This is a genomic window from Terriglobus roseus (assembly GCF_900102185.1).
Lineage (GTDB): Bacteria > Acidobacteriota > Terriglobia > Terriglobales > Acidobacteriaceae > Terriglobus > Terriglobus roseus_A.
In genome coordinates this window covers 2,704,488-2,722,131 of the sequence record NZ_LT629690.1, presented here as the reverse complement: position 1 = coordinate 2,722,131, position 17,644 = coordinate 2,704,488, and the positions used below count along the sequence as shown (strand labels likewise).

Sequence of the window (17,644 nt, the reverse complement as noted above, 5' to 3'; positions counted from 1 at the left end):
AAGGGATGACGTTGAAAAAAGCTCTTATCACCGGTGTAACCGGACAGGATGGCGCCTATCTCGCAGAGTTTCTGCTGAAGAAGGGCTACGAAGTGCACGGCATCAAGCGTCGCACGTCACTTTTCAATACGGCACGTATCGATCACATCTACGAAGATCCGCACCAGCAGCATCGCAACTTCATCCTGCACTACGGCGACATGACGGATTCGTCGTCGCTGATCCACATTGTGCAAAAGGTGCAACCCGACGAGATTTATAACCTGGCGGCGCAGTCACATGTTGCGGTTTCGTTTGAGGAGCCGGAGTACACGGCAAATTCAGACGCGCTTGGTGTGTTGCGTCTGTTGGAAGCCATCCGAATCCTCGGACTTGAAAAGAAAACCAAGTTTTATCAAGCCAGCACCAGCGAACTCTACGGCCTGGTACAGGAGATTCCGCAAAAGGAAACCACGCCGTTTTATCCGCGTTCGCCGTATGCGGTGGCCAAGATGTATGGCTACTGGATCGTAGTGAATTATCGCGAAGCCTATGGCATCTATGCGTGCAACGGCATCTTGTTCAATCATGAGTCGCCCATGCGTGGTGAGACATTTGTAACGCGCAAGATTACACGCGGCATGGCGCGTATCAAGGCTGGCCTGCAGGACACGCTGTTTCTAGGCAACATGGACGCTAAGCGCGACTGGGGACATGCACGCGACTACATCGAGATGCAGTGGCTCATGCTGCAGCAAAAGAAGCCGCAGGACTTCGTGATCGCTACGGGCGTGCAATACAGCGTGCGCGACTTCGTGAAACGTTGCGCTGAGTTGCTGGAGATGGACCTGGAATGGTCTGGCAACGGCGTGGATGAGAAGGCTGTCGATAAGGCTACAGGCAAGACGATTGTCGCTGTTGATCCGCGCTACTTCCGTCCTACGGAAGTGGAGACGCTTCTCGGTGATCCGTCGAAAGCAAAGCGTGAACTGGGATGGGAGCCTCGTACAACTTTCGATGAGTTGGTGCGCGAGATGATCGAAGCCGACTACTCGGCTGCGAAGCGCGATGCGCTGGTGATAGAACACGGCTACAAGCCCTTCAACGTGCGGGAGACCTAGTCATGGCCTACATGCCGAAGGATGCACCCATCTTTGTTGCAGGGCATCATGGTCTGGTGGGTTCAGCGATTGTGCGCGAGCTGGAGCGACTTGGCTACACGCAAGTGCTGACGCGATCACGTGCAGAACTGGACCTGCAGGATGCTGATACCGTTCTGAGCTTCTTTCAGGAGACGAAGCCGAAGTTTGTGGTTCTGGCGGCGGCGAAGGTGGGTGGCATTCTGGCCAACAACACCTATCCCGCCGACTTCATTCACGACAATCTGAAGATTCAGAACAGCGTGATTGAAGCCTGCTATGCAACCGGCGTCGATCGGCTGTTGTTCCTGGGATCGAGTTGCATTTATCCAAAGATGGCGCCGCAGCCCATGCCCGAAAGCTGCCTGTTGACGGGACCGTTGGAACCGACAAACCGTGCGTATGCGCTTGCGAAGATCGCGGGAATTGAGATGTGTTGGTCATACAACCGGCAGTTTGGCACGAAGTATTTAGCCGCTATGCCGACCAATCTCTATGGGCCGAATGACAACTTCGATTTGAAGAATTCGCATGTGCTGCCAGCGTTGATTCGCAAGACGGCGCAGGCCATCAAAGACGGCTCGGAAGCGGTGGAAGTGTGGGGTAGCGGTACGCCGAAGCGCGAGCTGCTGTATTCTGACGATCTGGCAGAGGCATGCGTGTATCTGTTGAACCTGCCTGCGGATGAATATGCAAAGCTGCTGCGCGAAGACACACCGCCGTTAATCAACATTGGCACTGGCGAGGACGTGACAATTCGCGAACTGGCCGAAACTGTTGCGCGCGTTTTGGGGTTCAAGGGAGTGTTGCGCTTCGACCCCTCGAAGCCAGACGGCACACCGCGCAAGCTGATGGATGTTTCACTGATTCACAGCCTTGGATGGAAGCACCGCGTCGAACTGGAAGAGGGGATTCGACGTACGTGGGAGGCTGTTCGAGGTGAGCTGGCGGGTTAGAACCGTTCTGTTGTGGATGTTCGTGATGTTGTGCCGTGTGGCTACGGCACAACACACAGTTGCAGAACAGTATTTGTTTCAGGCTATCAATGAAGAACGCGCTGCTGCAGGTCTGCAGGCAGTTACATGGAATCCAACCCTGACTCATGCAGCGCAGGATCATGCGTTGCGCATGCGGTCTGCACAGGCGATCTCTCACCAGTTTCAGGGTGAGCCAGGACTGGCAGAGCGCGCTGCTGCTTCCGGATCGCGGTTCTCGCGCGTTGCGGAAAACGTGGCTACCAGCAGCTCAATTCTGGAGATGCATACGGCGCTGATGAACTCGCCACGTCATCGAGACAACATCCTTGATCCGGAGGTGAACTCCATCGGAATTTCCGTGGTTGTCTCCGGACGACAGATGTGGGGCGTGGAAGACTTCGCACGCGACGTGCAGCCGCTCTCCTATCTTCAGCAGGAGACACAGGTGGCCCAGCTTGTATCCGCTGCAGGAGCCTCTAGCGTGGCGCCCAGTGAAGCCGCGCGCGCCACATGCAGGCAATCTTCCGGATACGCGGGAGATAGGCCGGCATTCGTGATGCGCTTTACCTCTACGAATCTGAACCACTTACCGCCGCAGTTGACCAGCCGCATTGCCCAAGGTGGATTTTCCAGCGCAGCAGTTGGCGCATGCGACATGAAAACCAAATCCAGTTTTGCCACTTACAACATCGCTGTCGTGTTGTATCCCTAAACAGGCTGAAAGAGGGAGTTGAGTCCTTTGACCTCAGCGCTCTTGTTTGTTATAAAGGGAATGCGAGTTGAGCCGGAGCCCGCCCTCCGGCACCTCGTTCATCCTGATCCGCAGTAGCTCAATGGCAGAGCATTCGGCTGTTAACCGAAGGGTTGTAGGTTCGAGTCCTACCTGCGGAGCCATAACTCCTTAAGACGAACCCGATTAGATCCGTGCGCTACGGTAGCGCTACGTTTGTTGAAAAGCCATTCTCGAGACGGCTTTTGCTGCGTAGCTTTCCTCCGGGGTGACCACGTCGCCGTAAATGTTCATCGTCGTCCGAATGTCCGCATGACGCATCATCTTTTGCTGTGCAGAAGGCTCAGCCCAAACTGCGTCGAGCCATGAGCGAAAAGTATGGCGCATGGAGTGAGTGCTGACGTGACCGATGCCAGCTTCTTTTACTGCACGTACCATCTCGCCAAACGGCATGATAGGAGTACGGTTTCCGGCTAGCTCCACTGGGCTGGCGAAGATCCAATCATCGGGTTCACGGAATGAGCTCTTTCCGCGCCACTCCCACGAAACGGAGACACGGTGGCTGAAGTCATCGCCAGTTACAGGCTACATCGCATGCCCGAGAACCATGAGACAGCACGTGTATATAGCTCGTTCTTCAAAAGCGCCTCGAGACGCATTTCAAAACGTCAATCGGTCTCTGATTGGCATTGACTTCGAAATATTGATGTTCCAGTTGTTCACACCATTCGCACGTACGCCATCCACCACATTGATGTCTTCAATCACCTGGTTGCCGCGGCCCCGGACACAATACCGACTTCTACGCAATTTGGTTAGATCACAAGCGATCTCTACTCTTATGGGCGCTGGGTTCAGATATAGGGGCGGCTTTTCTTCTGATCACCAGAACGGACGCGTACTAGGGAATGCTGGCCACAGCAACTGGTGAAGACATATCCCCGTGCGCGAGGAGAAATCATGCCTACCGAAACAATGGCGGCGCGGCGACGCGTGCTGGTGGTCGACGATGAATCTTCCATCACACGAACTCTCCGCGCCAGCTTTCTGGTATTGAATTGATTGGCCAAAGTTCGCAATCGCAAGGAAAGAAGCCTACCCAGCGTTAGGTTTTGAAAGCGGTTCGCAAATTTAAGCCATCTCTTTATTCGGTCTCGAGCGCTTCGGAAACGATCTCGAACAGAACGAGCAACAGCAACGTAGCGACAAAGCAGGTTCCCTGCAGGTGGTGGAGATAGATTCCAACTGCCATTGCGTGCTTTGCAACCGCGGACGAGACCTCAAATGCAAAGAGGATGTCCGCAGCACCAACCATAACGAAAAATGCCACCGTCAACGTAATGCGATTGCGCCGCGAGATTTTCAGCAGATTCTTGCGGGCCAGTGCATTGACAATGGACATGATGACGAAAGCAGTCGCATATGTGCATGCCGCAAGTTCTTGATCGGTAAGCAGATACGCCAGAGTGTGGAAGTGGAGTGCCGCGTTGAACTGCAGCGTGGCACGGATGAGCAGCAACACAGCGGAAAAGTAAATCGACATTACAGACCTCCGGTTGAAGGAATGACTGTTGATCCCTTGAATACTGGGCCGGTAGTTCGTAGTAGACACATGCCATAATGTCGAGTGCAAGAGAAAAATGTAAAGACTGTGAAAAAAGTCCAAAAGTCTAAAAATAGACAAAAATGTTAGCTGCTATAGTCGCGTCAAGGAGTCGGCAATGGAGACTTTTGGCAGGAAATTACAAGCCTTAAGAAAATCTCAGAGCTTGACGATAGAGGCCGTCGCCAGCGCGGCGAGCATCAGTCCCGCAACCCTCAGAAAGTACGAGGCGGGTCGTCCGGTCAAACCAGAAACCGTTGAATCGCTCGCTCGGGTTCTTTTTGTAAATGAGTCCGACCCCTCCGCTGAGAAGGAGTTCAAGCGTCTATCTGCGACGGAGTGGAGCAGACACCAAGAGAGCCGTTCTCCTCTGGAGTCCGCGATTGATGATCCTAGAGCAACGCTCCGTATTTGTCCGGTGGAATATCCCCCTTTCAGCAGTTCTACTGAAAGTGAACTCTTCATGGAGGAGTTGCTTCAGCACCTGTTGGGGCTCGCCGGAATTCGGATGGAGATAGTGGATGACAGCGGCGAGGATGAAAGCGACGTCTTTAACGTCAAACATCGACTTGACCTCCTCAGCGCTGGAAAGACGGACCTAATTATCCAACTTGCCTCTGCTCGCCGCATGAGGCATGCCGAATTTCTGCACACGCCGGTGACCATCTCGATAGCTGGCGTAGTGCGAAGAGAACACTCGGACGATTTGCAGATTGCGCGGGCCCAATTGGCTTTCGAGTGGGTTCCACCAGCTCGCGAATTTAACGTCATTGCCATCGAAGGAGAGATCGGCGATGACTATTGGAAAGACAGTCGTAATCCTCTTAACCAAAAAACCATGACGCTTGTCAGAACGCTGAATCCTGGGAAGATCGCAGATGCGCTTGCTGACCACGTGGGACGCCCGATGGTCATTTGTGATGAGTTTACGGCCATGAGTGTTGTCGAAGCGATGGGTGGAGATGCTGCACTTGTAATGCAGGTCTCCACTGATCGTGGGGTTCAAGGTTCGATGAAACGAAAGGTTCTGCCTTCCTATGCTCTTGCGATTGGAATGCGGCGCCACACTGATTATGCGCAGTTTCGTTACGTCAGCCAGGTACTCTCCATGGGACTTTTCTACGATGCGGAGTATATTGCAGGTCTTTATGTGCGACTGTACCGCGTGCTCTATCAGTCCGCACTCAGGTGCCTTCAGAATGACGCGAATGTATACATAGGGGATTTGCGTCGGGTCCCCCGGTCTCAATTCACCGAAAAGGCTCGTGCCGGAGCAGACCTTGGCAAAGGGCGAGAGGACGTATTGGTGTCAAGAGCATTGCGTACAGTCGCTCACCTTGAGAGGCAGCAGGCCCGGCTGTACGCACGACGCACGCTCCAACTAAGTCGTTGGTGGCCACAGAACCACTCATTGGAGACGCAACCTTGGGCGTTGGTACTCAGCCGCGCACGGCGCCAGATTGTCGTTTCCGATGCAGAAGATAGACGTCAGTTGCGAACGAGCGTTCTCCTGAGCATCAAGATTCTTCTTGGTAAGGATCCGAGCGACATCACTGACACTCTTACGGAAGACGAGGTTGGCTCAGTCATTTTCGGAGATTGGAAACGTCTCGCAGCCGTACTGAGCGGCGAGTTAGATTTCGATCTTTCAACGATCGAGTTTCCCGAGTTGAACGATTATGCTTCGCCGGGACTCGAGCCATTGGTTACTTCGTTGCAAAGAGTTTTGCAGGAAGGCGACGAGGTTGACAGCGTCACCGCAATCATTCGAGTGTTTCCGCGTCCAATTCACTCAGATAATCAGACGCGAGACTATATCGGCGAATTGCTGATGGCGATGCGCACCGGAATCGAGCGTGAACGACAACTCACTGGGGGCTCACGAAAGTTAGAGAAGTTAACAAAGAGCCAAGAAGATCTTAATCCCGCGAAGAATCGTGTGTACGTCGCGGTCAATCTCGGCGAAACGGTAGGTTGCATAGAAGCTGAAATAACCGATTATCCCCCCGACATCAGAAATAAATCGAAGAGCAAAGAATCAACAACCTTGAGGGTCACTAATCTAGTCGTTGCCCCGTATCTACGAGATCTCGGCATTCATCGCCATCTACTGCGTCACTTGATAGAAGAAGCCGCTGGAGCTATTCCGGAAAAGAAAACGGTCTCCACGGCAAATGACCAAGACGAGTCCGCGGGCGAGTATGTGGTTCAAGCACAGAACAATTGTGCAGTGATATGGCTCTCAACCTCAGATTTCTCGCGTGATAGCGGGGTCCTCGATAGCTTCGCGCGGTGTGGCTTCGTATCAGAAGGCGAGGGAAAGCTGACTTATCGATTGGACCTGATGTAGACGAATTCGCCTGCCTCTTCAGTGGATGCGGGTACTACGGGCGGCATAAATCATCGCGTTACGAAAGGAGATCTTTCTTGTTCAAGCCTTCGCAACACGTTCCCAAACTCTGGTTGGCTTGCGCGTTTCTCTTCAGCGAAGAGAATATGTCGTACTGTGTGGGCATGTCCGCTTCTCTGGATTCAGCGGCAATGCCGTTCGCAGCCATTCCAGTACGGGTGAACCTCATGGTTCATAATTGAGACCCAATGCTATGAGTTGAGCCGACCGAGCACCGAATCATTCCAGCAAGAGCGGCTCACTTGGTTAGAACCTCGATAGTCAAAGAAGAAGAATTAGGAGGTCGCCGTACTGTTCTACAAAAGTCTTGTTCCGATGATCGCATTGAGTCTCTTGGCGTGGGCGTCTCCCACCGCAGCGCTCTGGGCTCAGAGTAATGAGGACGACACCGCGGTGTCGGACGAAAGCAAGGCAGCTCCCAAAACACAGAGCAAAGCCGTACGTTTCTGGCAGGCATGGGCGAGCATGGCAACAGCGACTCAGGCAAAACAACCGTCTTGGGCCGTGCCGCTGGTCAGTCCATTTCCAATGATTGCGCAGGTGTATCGCTCCGACTTTACCCGTCAGCTGACTTCTGCAGGCACGACAACGTGGAGCTATGGTGCAGGCAAGGGATTCAATCTGATCCCGGCGCCGAATATGCAAGTGGACATCTATCCTCCACCCTACTTCCAGCGCAACAGTGCGACCGCATCCGACGGGTGGGGCGATGTAGGCTTGCTCTACAAATACCGCATCGCGGCACGACCAGAAGCGACGGGCAACTACATTGTCAGCGCGCAGCTCGGCGTTTCGTTTCCAACAGGCCAGCACAGGAACGGCGCCAAATACGCAACGGTGACCCCAACGATCCTGGCTGGCAAAGGATTCGGTCGCCGATGGAGCGTCTTGAGTTCTTTGGGCGGAACGCTGCCCACCTCGCAGGCGGCCGCAGAGGGGCGGACAGTGCACTTCAATTCTGTGCTTGAATTTCGAGCCGCGAAGTTGATCACCATGGAGCTCGAAGACAACGCAAGCTTCTTTCATGGTGGGCCGAATGATGGCCGACTTCAGAACTTCATCACTCCAGGAATTCTGCTTGGTCGAATCAAGTTTTTCCCGAATCAACCAGAAAGCCGAACGGGACTTGTGTTGGGAGCTGGCATGCAATTCGCGACCTCGTCCTGGCATAGCTATGACCATAACGTCGTCTTGAGCGCGCGCTTCGCATTTTGAACTCAACGTATCCTCTGATACAAGAATCGCCTTCGTACCAAACCGTGAGACCGGGTATCTGCCACCCGGAGACTCTCCAGCGCAGCGGTTTCAGAGGGGAATTGCGAATGCAATCACGGAGCTCTTTTAGATAGCCGCGGGTCTGGTGCAAGTTTCAAAGTTAGCCGCTTCGTAGTCGTATTTGTCACAGCGTCGGCGGAGAGTGCAGCTTTGGAGTGAAGCATCCCTGATTGTTAAGAGAACAATCGGCTGAAGAGGTCGGTGTTCGCCAGGTCGATCACTTCAGCTCCTCGATTGCTGAGCACGACACGCAGCAGGTACAAACCAAATCCTCGCTTATTCGATCGTGATCGTCGGTGGCATGGAGAGTTCCTGACGTTTTACTTTCACGTCGAGACAGGTGTCGGCGAGGACTGAGGTGGCTCGGGATTCCCTGTGCGATTCTTATTGCTGATCCCTTCGAAGCGGCACCTGGATATAGCCCAAATTACGAGCGCTGTGACGCTGAAGAAAGCACCAACTAGGCTCACACCATTCCATTGATATGCGGCATAAGCTTTTGTAGAAGCCCAGGCTCCTGTTCCACTGCCGAGAGAGTAGAAGAGCATATACACGGCGACCAAGCGGCTCTTGGCTTCGGGACGAACTGTAAAGATCAAACTCTGATTGGTGACATGGACCGCCTGCACCGCAAAGTCCAATAGGATGACGCCCAAGAGGAAAAGTAGAAATGTCCTCGGAAGGCTTGCAATACAAGCCCACGCAATGATCAGCAACCCAAGCGCGATTCCTGTTGTGCGCTGGCCGTGACCGGCATCTGCCCAACGGCCTGCACGTCCTGCCGCAATAGCACCGGCCGCTCCTGCCAGTCCGATGGAGCCAATGGCTGTGTGAGACATCGGATGAAGCGCTGTAGTCAATGGCAGCACCATGGATGTCCAAAGGGTGCTGAACGCTGCGAAGAGAAAGAATGCAATGGCTGCACGTATGCGCAATACAGGTGTGTCTCGAAGCAGACCGACGGTAGAAACGAGGAGTTGCGGGTAAGAGTTCCGCGTCTCACCCGGAACATCCGGTAGAGTTTTGTGCAATGCATACGCCAGACAGAGCATTAGCACCGCGGATGTGAGATAGACGCACCTCCAGCTTCCGAGGTCGCTCAATACCCCCGCGACTGTCCGAGCGAGCAATATGCCGAGAACCACACCACTCGTGACCGTACCAATTGCGGAGCCGCGTTTTTCGGGTGGCACCAATGTTGCGGAAAAAGCCACCAGTACCTGAACGACTACGGCCAACAGTCCGACGAAAAAGAGCCCGCTCAGTAGTAGTTCCTTCGTATGTGCCAAGCCAATGACGGCGAGCGCAATGGCCGACAGAAAAAGCTGCCTGACGATCAGGTTCCGACGATTCATGAGATCGCCGAGCGGCACGATGAAAATCAGTCCTAAGGCATAACCCGCCTGCGTAACGGTGATGATCGAGCCAGCAGAGGCTTCATTGAAACCGAAACTGCGTGCGACCGAATCAAGTATCGGCTGTGCACAATAGATATTTGCCACACTCAGACCCGCCGCTATCGCAAACAGGCGAAGAACCGTTCTTGGCGTCTGGACGATTGCTTGATTTCGACTCCGCAAAGCAAAGCTCCTTTTCAAGTGGTTCGAAAGTAGAACCACTTGAATCCTAGCTCGATCTGGTTCGATAATCAAACCAGTTGCGGAGATAAAGTTGAGACGGCAAGAGGCATTTGGATCTGAGACTTGTCCGGTTGCTCGGTCGCTCGAAGTGATCGGAGATCGCTGGTCGCTGCTGATCGTACGGGATGCGTTCGACGGGATACGGCGCTTCAGCGAATACCAAAGAAACCTCGGACTCTCGAAGAGTGTACTGGCAAGCCGCTTGCACGCACTCGTTGAAGAAGGTGTGCTCGAGGTTGTACCAGGTGAGAACGGGAGCGCTTACCAAGAGTACGAACTGACGGAAAAGGGGCTAGCCCTTTTCCACGTTATCGTCGGATTTCGGCAGTGGGGCGAGAGCTTTCTTTTTTCTCGTCATGAGGCGCACTCGGTCATGCTCGAACGAGCTTCCGGAAAGCCTGTCGGTCCACTGACTCTTCGCACAAAAGCGGGCCGAGTTCTCGTACCAGAGGACGTCGTCGTGAAGAAAGTGGCTGATCCTCGATAGGAATGGATTTCAGGCAACAACTTGCGAGGAGGATGCGGTTAGGCGCGGTCTCTATAAGTCGGCATGCCGTGTTCGAAACTGTCCGGCTTTGAGTGGTCATCCAATCACGCACGCTCCATAAGGACGACAGCATGTTTCGTGGTTGTCGGTAGCTCCGCTTTGCCTACCGGCGTGCTTGCGCCAGATGGGCAGCGCGGGACCGTCAGGGATTCCCTCACGCCCTACGGCTGACTGAGAATGGCATGCGTGCGCTTCCACACATTCCTCTGTGTAGTCATCGCTATGTTCTCTGCGTGTGAGGAAAGATAACTTTTCTTCAGATTCAACATGCGTGGTCCCGCCCGGACGAAAGCGAAAACGAATATGAAGACGGATGTATTGATTGTAGGAGCGGGACCAGTTGGTCTGACGATGGCCGCCGAGCTTGTACGTTATGGCCTATCCGTTCGTATTGTGGACAAGAATTCGCAGCGAACAGATAAGTCGAAGGCGATTGTTATTTGGTCCCGTACGCTAGAACTGCTGGATCGGATGGGCCCCGGAGTTACAGATCGATTTATCCAGGCCGGTCTCAAAGTTGAGTTCACGAACATCTTCGCGGGCGGGAAACAGATTGCGCAGGTCGATCTATCAACCGTCGATACGCCATTTAAATTCGTCCTGCTTATCCAGCAAAACGAGACAGAGAGAATCCTCGAAGAGTACCTAGCTGAACTAGGCGTCAAGGTAGAACGCGAAACAGAATTGCAGGACTTTGAGCAACGCGCGGACAGTGTTAGCTGCAACTTGGTATACGCGGACGGCGCCACAGAAAACGCTGAGTTCTCATGGCTCATCGGATGCGATGGTGCGCACAGCACTGTGCGACACAGGCTAGGAATGACGTTTGAAGGAAGCACTTTGCTCAACGACTGGATCCTTGCGGATGTTCACATTAGTGGCATAGACGGGCCACCGTCGGTGAATATTCACTGGCACTCCGCAGGGATACTCGCGCTCTTCCCACTGGGGGGAACGCGCTATCGCGTCATTGCCGATGTCGGTGCTTCGGCATCAGATGGTATTGGAGTGCATGGCAATCCCACCTTGGAAGAGGTGCAGAAAATTCTCGATGTCAGGGGATCGAAGGAGCTCAGGGCAGACGATCCGGTTTGGCTATCGAGCTTCACCATCAATGAACGCAAGGTCGCTGACTATCGCAAGGGGCGTGTGTTCCTGGCAGGCGACGCGGCGCATGTACACAGCCCTGCGGGTGGGCAGGGAATGAACACTGGCATGCATGATGCTTTCAATCTGGCGTGGAAGTTGGCGCTGGTGTCGCGCGGCCTATGCAATGCGGAACCGTTGCTCATGAGCTACAGCGCTGAGCGTAGCGCTGTGGCCAAGCTTGTGCTCGAGGCCACAGGAAGAGCAACGAAGGTTGCATTGATGAGAGGTGAAGTCGAACAGTCGCTCCGGAATCATATTGCTTCGTTGATTTTTGGACTCGCTCCGGTTCGGCACATGATGGCGAGCGTACTTTCCGAAGTTGCGGTCGGATATCCAGATAGTCCGTTGAATACATCCTGCGGGTTTGAACATAGCCGGCCCGCACCGGGCGAAAGAGCGCCAGTTCATGAGCAAACCTCAGCCATTGGAACCGGATCAACTCCACGCTTTGCGTTGTGCGCTGCTGCCGATGATGGTGCCTACAAAGGCATCATGGGAGAATTTGCCGGACTTCTCGAACCAACGCTACGACCGACATCTGACTCAGGTTGCTTATGGTTGGTGCGACCAGACGGTTATGTCGCATTGCGTGCAAGAAGCGGCGATGCGGGGGCCGTCGGTGCCTATCTTCTTGGGCTTTAGAGCTGTCGTCCGGTTGTCTGAACAATATCGCGCCTGCTCTGACTCAGCGGCTCCAATGCAAGAAGTTTTCAAACGCTAGTTTGGTTTGCAAAAACGGGGAGTTGGATTGTCAGTAGGGTACCCGTCGTTGCGCTACTCTCGACATGAAACGATCCATTGAGCAGCGTGATACGTTCCCGCATACCTGTCATGCCGAAGCCTCCTTGGCCCGGGTTCGACGATTTCGGCTTCTCTGCGATTCCGCGGCCGTTGTCGCGAATCGTCAAAACCACTTGCTGAGGACCTCGATAAATCTTCACCTCTGCGTGAGTGGCACCTGAGTGCTTGACCACGTTATTCAGTCCTTCTTGAACGATTCGGTACAGGTTGATCCGCAGGTCTTCCGCAAACGCATCGTCGATATCCGCCAAATCTCTCTCAACCTCAATCTCAGAGGCTTTTGCAACGGTTCTGCAGAGACTCTCGATCGCCCGGGTCAGTCCGAGTCTGTCCAGTTGGAAGGGGCGGAGAGCGTAGGAGATCGCTCGCGTCTCTTCCATGGCAGCGGTTGCTTCTCCGCTAATCTCCTCGATCGTCTCGCGTTTTTCTTCTTCGGATTTCACCTTCCCTTTCACTCGGAGTAGGAACAGGGCGAGATTGTTGATGATGATCAGGCGTTGGCCGAGGCTGTCATGAAGCTCCGCTGCAATTCTGCGACGCTCACCCTCTTGCGACGCGATCAGTTGGCGAGAGAAGGTCTGTTGACGAATGTGAGCCTGCTCCAATTGCTTTACACGAAGACGCCACGCGAATGCGATCGCTAAAAGGCCAAGGAGAACGCACACCACAACAAACCATCGGCGTCGATAGAAGGAAGGAACGACGCTGACGGCCACCTCGGCATCTTTCAAACTGTTTACGCCGTCGCTATTTCGCGCAGCAACTCGAAACGTGTACTCGCCCGGCAATAGATGGGAATAGTACGCTGTCCTTCGAAGACCGACCTGCTGCCAGTCGTCGTCCACGCCATCCAACTTATACCGAAAGCTGACCTGTTCGGGCTTCGCATAAGTGAGCGCGGTGTACTGGATCTCCAGACTCGTCTGACTAGGTTTGAGCCTTACCAAATCGTTATCGGTAGACTCCAGGCCATCGATGCTGACGCTATCAATGTGAACTCTCGGAGGCTGGCTAACACCAAGCATCTTTTTGGGATCGACGATTGCGATACCGCTCTGTGTCGGAAACCAAAGGAGCCCGTTTGCGTCTTTCGCTCCCGAAGGCCACCCTCCCGCATTGCATTCCGCACTCAACATGCCATCAGCGCGTCCATACGCAAACGACGTAACCCTCGGTTCGCGCTTGTCGGCTACCGCAACAAGTTGATCGCGATCGACCCGATAGATGCCATGGTTCGAGCTGATCCAGAAGCGCCTTTTTTCGTCTTCGAGAATCTGAAATGCGCCGTTGTCGAAGAGGCCTTGGCGTTTATTGAACGACACCCATTTTCCGTCACGAAACCATGCGATGCCGCCGTCGTATGTTCCGACCCAAATTGCGCCGTATGTGTCTTCGAAGATCGTTCTGATGTTGTTGCTCGGAAGGCCTTCGCTTTCTGTCCATCGATTGATATGTCCGTTGCGAAGATTCGTGACTCCACCGTTTCCGCCAATCCAAAGACCTCCCTGGCGATCCGTCACGACGACCCGAACATCATTGGTGGCCAGCCCATCCGCAGTGGTAAGGTGACGCATCATCCTACCGTCGTAGAAGGTCAGGCCACGTTCCGTGCCAAAAAGCATTGCACCATCCGGTGCCTGATGGATCACCAACGGCGCCCCTGTGTCACCGAGGGTAATGTTGGGCTGCCTGATCTTTCCATGAACAAGTGTGCGGATCCCTGAATGAGTTCCAATCCAGAGAACGCCCTCTTTGTCTTCAAACAAAGAGGAGATCGTTCCGGGGATGCCGTCTGCGCTTCCGAAGGTGTGAACCACCTTGCCATCTCGAATCTCGCTTAAGCCACCGGGCGAGCTGCCGGCCCAAATTTCTCCCGACATTGAACGAAACACAGGATTCGTATTATTGCTCGCGAGTCCCTCTTGTTCGGAAAGAACCTTGATCTGTTGGCGCTGAATTCGATAAAGCCCTTCGGTTTCAGTACCGACCCAGAGATTGCCCTCATTATCAGCCTTGAGGGCGTTGAAATTAAATACATGGTCGATACCACCAATGGGCAGATGGAGACGCCGCTCAAACCGATCTGGGGTCACCTCAACCTTCCAGTCTTCCCCTGATAAACCAGGAAAAGTGAAGCTGACCGATTCGCGAGTGAGGTTGGCGGGTTTGTCGCCGAGGCGTCCCATGCGACCGTCGTTGGTACCTATCCATGCATCATTATTGATACTCATCACAACGCCGCGGATCTCGGATGGCTTGATGCCCTTGGGCATGGCAAAAGTGAAAAGCTTGCCTCGATTGAAGCAAATGATCTGCTGGCCTCGTTGTGCCCAAAAACCGGTCCCACGCCATCGAAGCGGTTCGAACTGAAAATCGTCGGTGCTGAACTCTGCCCGCTCAAATCTCCGCTTATCCTCATTCCAGACGAGCACTCGATGTTGAGACAAAATCCACACCTTACCCTCGTCGAAAGTGATTGCGTTCACTTCGCGAGGCGTGATGCCGTAGTGCTCATCCAGTGCCTGGAACGTTCCATGATGTATGCGTAAGAGGTTGTAATCATCGCTCTGGATCCAGAGATCTCCGTTGGCAGTTTCGACCATCGCGATCAACCGATTGGAAGTCATCTCTGGCGTGGTGCTTTTGTCATACACCTTAAATCGCACACCGTCGAAGCGTGCCAGGCCATTCAGGGTGGCTACCCAGACATACCCATCTGGAGTAAGGATGATGCTGCGAACACCACTCTGCGGCAAACCCGTATCCGGAGTCCATTGTGTGAACCGATACTGTGCTGAACCACTTTGTGAAGAAAATAGACAAATGGTAGCAATTGCATAGAGGACCGTGGTCAGAATTTTCCGGAGAGTTGTTCTGAAATGATCGCGCACGCTGGCCCTTGGGTAATGATTGCCAACATTCTACGGCCTGATAGAAAGCTGCGGTGACAGAGGGGGGCCGCTCGATTCAATTTGGTCTGCCCCAGAGGCTTGTTTCCGGTTGGGTCGAAACAACCCTTGCCAGTCGCGGTGATCGTCCTTGACTCGAACCTGCGAAACGGAGCCTCGGCCTGTAACTGTTTTGTTCTTCCGAGCATTCTTAGCGTGGTCCCCGTCGAACCACTCGAGATAGAAGGTCATAGGCTCCATCCAGCTGTCGGCGTGATTTCTTGGCGAACGCCTAGAGTGAGACCTCTTGCGTAGAAATCGTTCCGACTGTATCCCGTACCACTACAAAAGCCAACCACACACCACTGTTCTGTTCGGCCTGCCTGATCTGTTGCGATCGCCGATTCCGACAAAGATTCCACCTAGTTTGATAGCTCTAGAGGGGAAGGTTGTGGGAGAACACAGATCAAGCAAGGTTCCTGCATAGCAAGAAACCGTCCGCACCGGTTTCACTTGGTACCGGATCGGGTGATTTGTGGAGAAGAGGCAAGGCACAATCCCTTGCGGCCATGAACTGGAGATAGACGGGATGAATCCTTCAGTGGTTTTCCGACACGAGCGGTCTCCGCGTTATGGGATGCGCTGCCTTCGTTTGGGCTCAAGCCAGATTAAGAAACTCGAAGAGCCGGTAGTCCGATCATTTCTGTGATCTTTGTGTAACGTCGGTCATTCCGTATGCAGTCAACGACAGCGAGTTGGAGCATAAGTGGCAGTCGGATATCTGATTCTTTTGCCGCTTCAAGAAAGAGATCAAAGGCTTGATCGATTTCGCGCAAGGCTAGGTGGGCTAACGCAAGTATCACGGGAGAGCAACCAGTGGCCTTCTTTATTTCATAAAGTTGGCTGAGGGCCGAACGTGCTTCATTTGTCTTGCCCAATTGACAGTACGCTTCGACTAGAGTTGACAGCGCCACAGGAACGCCTGCACTCGTGAAGGCTCGCTCCAATACCGACACGGCTTCCTCGGTTCTTTTCAGTTCCAACAATACCGCGCCATAGTTTACGAGCCCCATGGCGAACGTTGGGTTTTCTTCCAGGATGCATTCACTTTCGCTCAGTGATTCTCGATAACGCCTTGCAAAGAGAAGGATCTGGGCGCGATAGCTTCGTAAATACAAAGACGATTGATCAAGAGACAGCGCAATATCGTTATGAAGTAGGGCTTCCTCATGTCGTCCTTGTGTAAGCAGGACCGCCGCGTACAGGTGCTCCATCGATGAGGATTGCACCGTTGCGCGCAGAGCGAGCTTGATTCGATCTTCACCCTCTTTCCACTTCCATTCATTCATCGCGAGTACTGCTCCCAGAGTGGCTTGAGCCTGTGCATTGTGAGGATCGAGACGCAACGCTGTTTCTGTCATGCGGATGATATGGCTGGCGACTTCGGCAGAGGGTTTGTGCTTCGCGAAGTCATGGATTCGGTACGCCTCTGCGAGACCGGCATGGGGAGCTGCCCAGGTTGGTTCGATAGAGATTGCCGATTGGTAGTTTTCGATTGCCTTGAGGAGCGATTTGGGAGCACGGACAGAGACCAGAAAATTCGCCCGCAAGAAGGCTTCATAAGCGGCAGGTTGGATTGATCTCGCATGCTGAGGAGAAGCTGCGTTCCGGCTTATGGCTAAAGATGCGTGATTCACAATGGAATTTACGAGTTCCCGTTGGAGAAATAAGACATCCTTTAGATCGCGTTCGAAGGTTTGTGCCCACAGATGTCTTTCGTCCAGCGCATGGAGCAGCCGAGCCGAGATCCGAATGCGATCGCCGGAACGAAGCACAGATCCCTCAACGATTGCCTCAACCTCGAGCTCTCTTGCGATCTCCCGCATGCTTAGCGAGCTGTTTCGATATCGTTGAGCGGTCGGACGAGGAACGACTCTCAACCCCGACCGGACGGCCATCTCCGTGATCAACGAATCCGTCAATCCGTCCACGAAGTAACCGTTGTCGGGTGTTGCGGAAAGATCCTGAAGAGGGAGAATTGCGATGGCTGTGATCGCTCTATGAGACGCATCCTGCAATGGTGCGATAAACCGATAACCTTTGCGCGGTACCGTTTCGATGTAGATGGGGGAGCCGGCGTTCTCACGCAATGCCTGGCGCAGCTTCATAACGGCGGTGCTGATGCTTTGCTCAAAATCCACAAAGTGATCACTTGGCCATAGTGCCTGTCGCAGATCTTCTCTCGTAACGAACTGACCGTGTCGCATCAGAAGCAAACGAAGAACTTCAAAGGGTTGCTGCTGAAGTTTGATACGAATACCGTTGCGTCGTATTTCCTCTCGCTCGAGGTCAACCTCAAACAGGCCGAAACGCACGGATTTTGAACCGCGCGCGTTTCCTCGGGGCGAGTCCAAGCCAGGATATCCATCGATCCGGTCCAAACACTTCTCCCAACGGCTTAAACACGAGTAATGGTTGCGGCTAAATCACTATAAGCATAAGGCTT

General features: G+C 53.7%; 11 protein-coding genes, 1 tRNA gene and 1 pseudogene. 8 read left to right on the top strand and 5 right to left on the bottom strand.

Annotated elements, in window-relative coordinates:
- The first annotated feature begins 11 nt into the window (after nucleotides 1-11).
- The 4 genes from gmd to BLT38_RS11280 all read left to right on the top strand — a co-directional run bounded on the left by gmd (nucleotide 12) and on the right by BLT38_RS11280 (nucleotide 2,989).
- Nucleotides 12-1,100 (top strand): GDP-mannose 4,6-dehydratase, encoded by a 1,089-nt coding sequence (gene gmd / locus BLT38_RS11295; protein WP_197674972.1) that lies wholly within the window; start codon nucleotides 12-14, stop codon nucleotides 1,098-1,100.
- An 11-nt stretch (nucleotides 1,101-1,111) separates the two neighbouring features.
- Nucleotides 1,112-2,074 (top strand): GDP-L-fucose synthase family protein, encoded by a 963-nt coding sequence (locus BLT38_RS11290; protein WP_083347053.1) that lies wholly within the window; start codon nucleotides 1,112-1,114, stop codon nucleotides 2,072-2,074.
- Complete coding sequence (locus BLT38_RS11285) at nucleotides 2,058-2,807, top strand: CAP domain-containing protein (RefSeq protein WP_156785104.1); 750 nt, start codon at nucleotides 2,058-2,060, stop codon at nucleotides 2,805-2,807. The genes BLT38_RS11290 and BLT38_RS11285 overlap by 17 nt, the downstream gene beginning before the upstream one ends.
- A 107-nt stretch (nucleotides 2,808-2,914) precedes the next feature.
- Nucleotides 2,915-2,989, top strand: a tRNA-Asn gene (locus BLT38_RS11280).
- A gap of 46 nt (nucleotides 2,990-3,035) precedes the next feature.
- Here the strand turns inward: BLT38_RS11280 and BLT38_RS11275 are convergent.
- Both BLT38_RS11275 and BLT38_RS11270 read right to left on the bottom strand, forming a co-directional pair.
- Nucleotides 3,036-3,353, bottom strand: a pseudogene (locus BLT38_RS11275) (tyrosine-type recombinase/integrase); the annotation flags it as partial.
- A 616-nt stretch (nucleotides 3,354-3,969) separates the two neighbouring features.
- Nucleotides 3,970-4,368, bottom strand: coding sequence for a hypothetical protein (locus BLT38_RS11270; protein ID WP_083345262.1), 399 nt, complete (start codon nucleotides 4,366-4,368; stop codon nucleotides 3,970-3,972).
- Nucleotides 4,369-4,546: 178 nt separating this feature from the next.
- On the opposite strand from BLT38_RS11270, the gene BLT38_RS11265 reads away from it, so the two are divergent.
- On the top strand, nucleotides 4,547-6,778 hold the full coding sequence (locus BLT38_RS11265; RefSeq protein WP_083345261.1) for a helix-turn-helix domain-containing protein: 2,232 nt from the start codon (nucleotides 4,547-4,549) through the stop codon (nucleotides 6,776-6,778).
- Nucleotides 6,779-7,153: 375 nt separating this feature from the next.
- Nucleotides 7,154-8,053, top strand: a complete 900-nt coding sequence (locus BLT38_RS11260; protein WP_083345260.1) for a hypothetical protein — start codon at nucleotides 7,154-7,156, stop codon at nucleotides 8,051-8,053.
- Between the two features lie 386 nt (nucleotides 8,054-8,439).
- Here BLT38_RS11260 and BLT38_RS11255 read toward each other — a convergent pair whose 3' ends face one another.
- Nucleotides 8,440-9,732 (bottom strand): MFS transporter, encoded by a 1,293-nt coding sequence (locus BLT38_RS11255; protein WP_269456813.1) that lies wholly within the window; start codon nucleotides 9,730-9,732, stop codon nucleotides 8,440-8,442.
- Between the two features lie 109 nt (nucleotides 9,733-9,841).
- Here BLT38_RS11255 and BLT38_RS11250 point away from each other — a divergent pair, with 109 nt between their 5' ends.
- Nucleotides 9,842-10,240, top strand: coding sequence for a winged helix-turn-helix transcriptional regulator (locus tag BLT38_RS11250; RefSeq protein WP_231966884.1), 399 nt, complete (start codon nucleotides 9,842-9,844; stop codon nucleotides 10,238-10,240).
- A gap of 363 nt (nucleotides 10,241-10,603) precedes the next feature.
- Nucleotides 10,604-12,091 carry an FAD-dependent monooxygenase gene (locus tag BLT38_RS11245; protein WP_083347051.1) on the top strand — a complete coding sequence of 496 codons (1,488 nt, stop codon included), beginning with the start codon at nucleotides 10,604-10,606 and terminating at the stop codon, nucleotides 12,089-12,091.
- Between the two features lie 68 nt (nucleotides 12,092-12,159).
- On the opposite strand, the gene BLT38_RS11240 is transcribed toward BLT38_RS11245, so the two are convergent.
- Complete coding sequence (locus BLT38_RS11240) at nucleotides 12,160-15,006, bottom strand: sensor histidine kinase (RefSeq protein WP_083345258.1); 2,847 nt, start codon at nucleotides 15,004-15,006, stop codon at nucleotides 12,160-12,162.
- An 800-nt stretch (nucleotides 15,007-15,806) separates the two neighbouring features.
- Nucleotides 15,807-17,579: a winged helix-turn-helix domain-containing protein gene (locus BLT38_RS11235; RefSeq protein ID WP_083345257.1), complete on the bottom strand. Its 1,773-nt coding sequence runs from the start codon at nucleotides 17,577-17,579 to the stop codon at nucleotides 15,807-15,809.
- Between the last annotated feature and the right edge of the window lie 65 nt (nucleotides 17,580-17,644).

Bases quoted from the DNA above. Each gene is read 5' to 3' on its own strand.
- BLT38_RS11290 (WP_083347053.1), top strand. From the start codon at position 1,112: ATGCCGAAGGATGCACCCATCTTTGTTGCAGGGCATCATGGTCTGGTG.
- BLT38_RS11245 (WP_083347051.1), top strand. From the start codon at position 10,604: ATGAAGACGGATGTATTGATTGTAGGAGCGGGACCAGTTGGTCTGACG.
- BLT38_RS11265 (WP_083345261.1), top strand. From the start codon at position 4,547: ATGGAGACTTTTGGCAGGAAATTACAAGCCTTAAGAAAATCTCAGAGC.
- BLT38_RS11270 (WP_083345262.1), bottom strand. From the start codon at position 4,368: ATGTCGATTTACTTTTCCGCTGTGTTGCTGCTCATCCGTGCCACGCTG.
- BLT38_RS11260 (WP_083345260.1), top strand. From the start codon at position 7,154: ATGATCGCATTGAGTCTCTTGGCGTGGGCGTCTCCCACCGCAGCGCTC.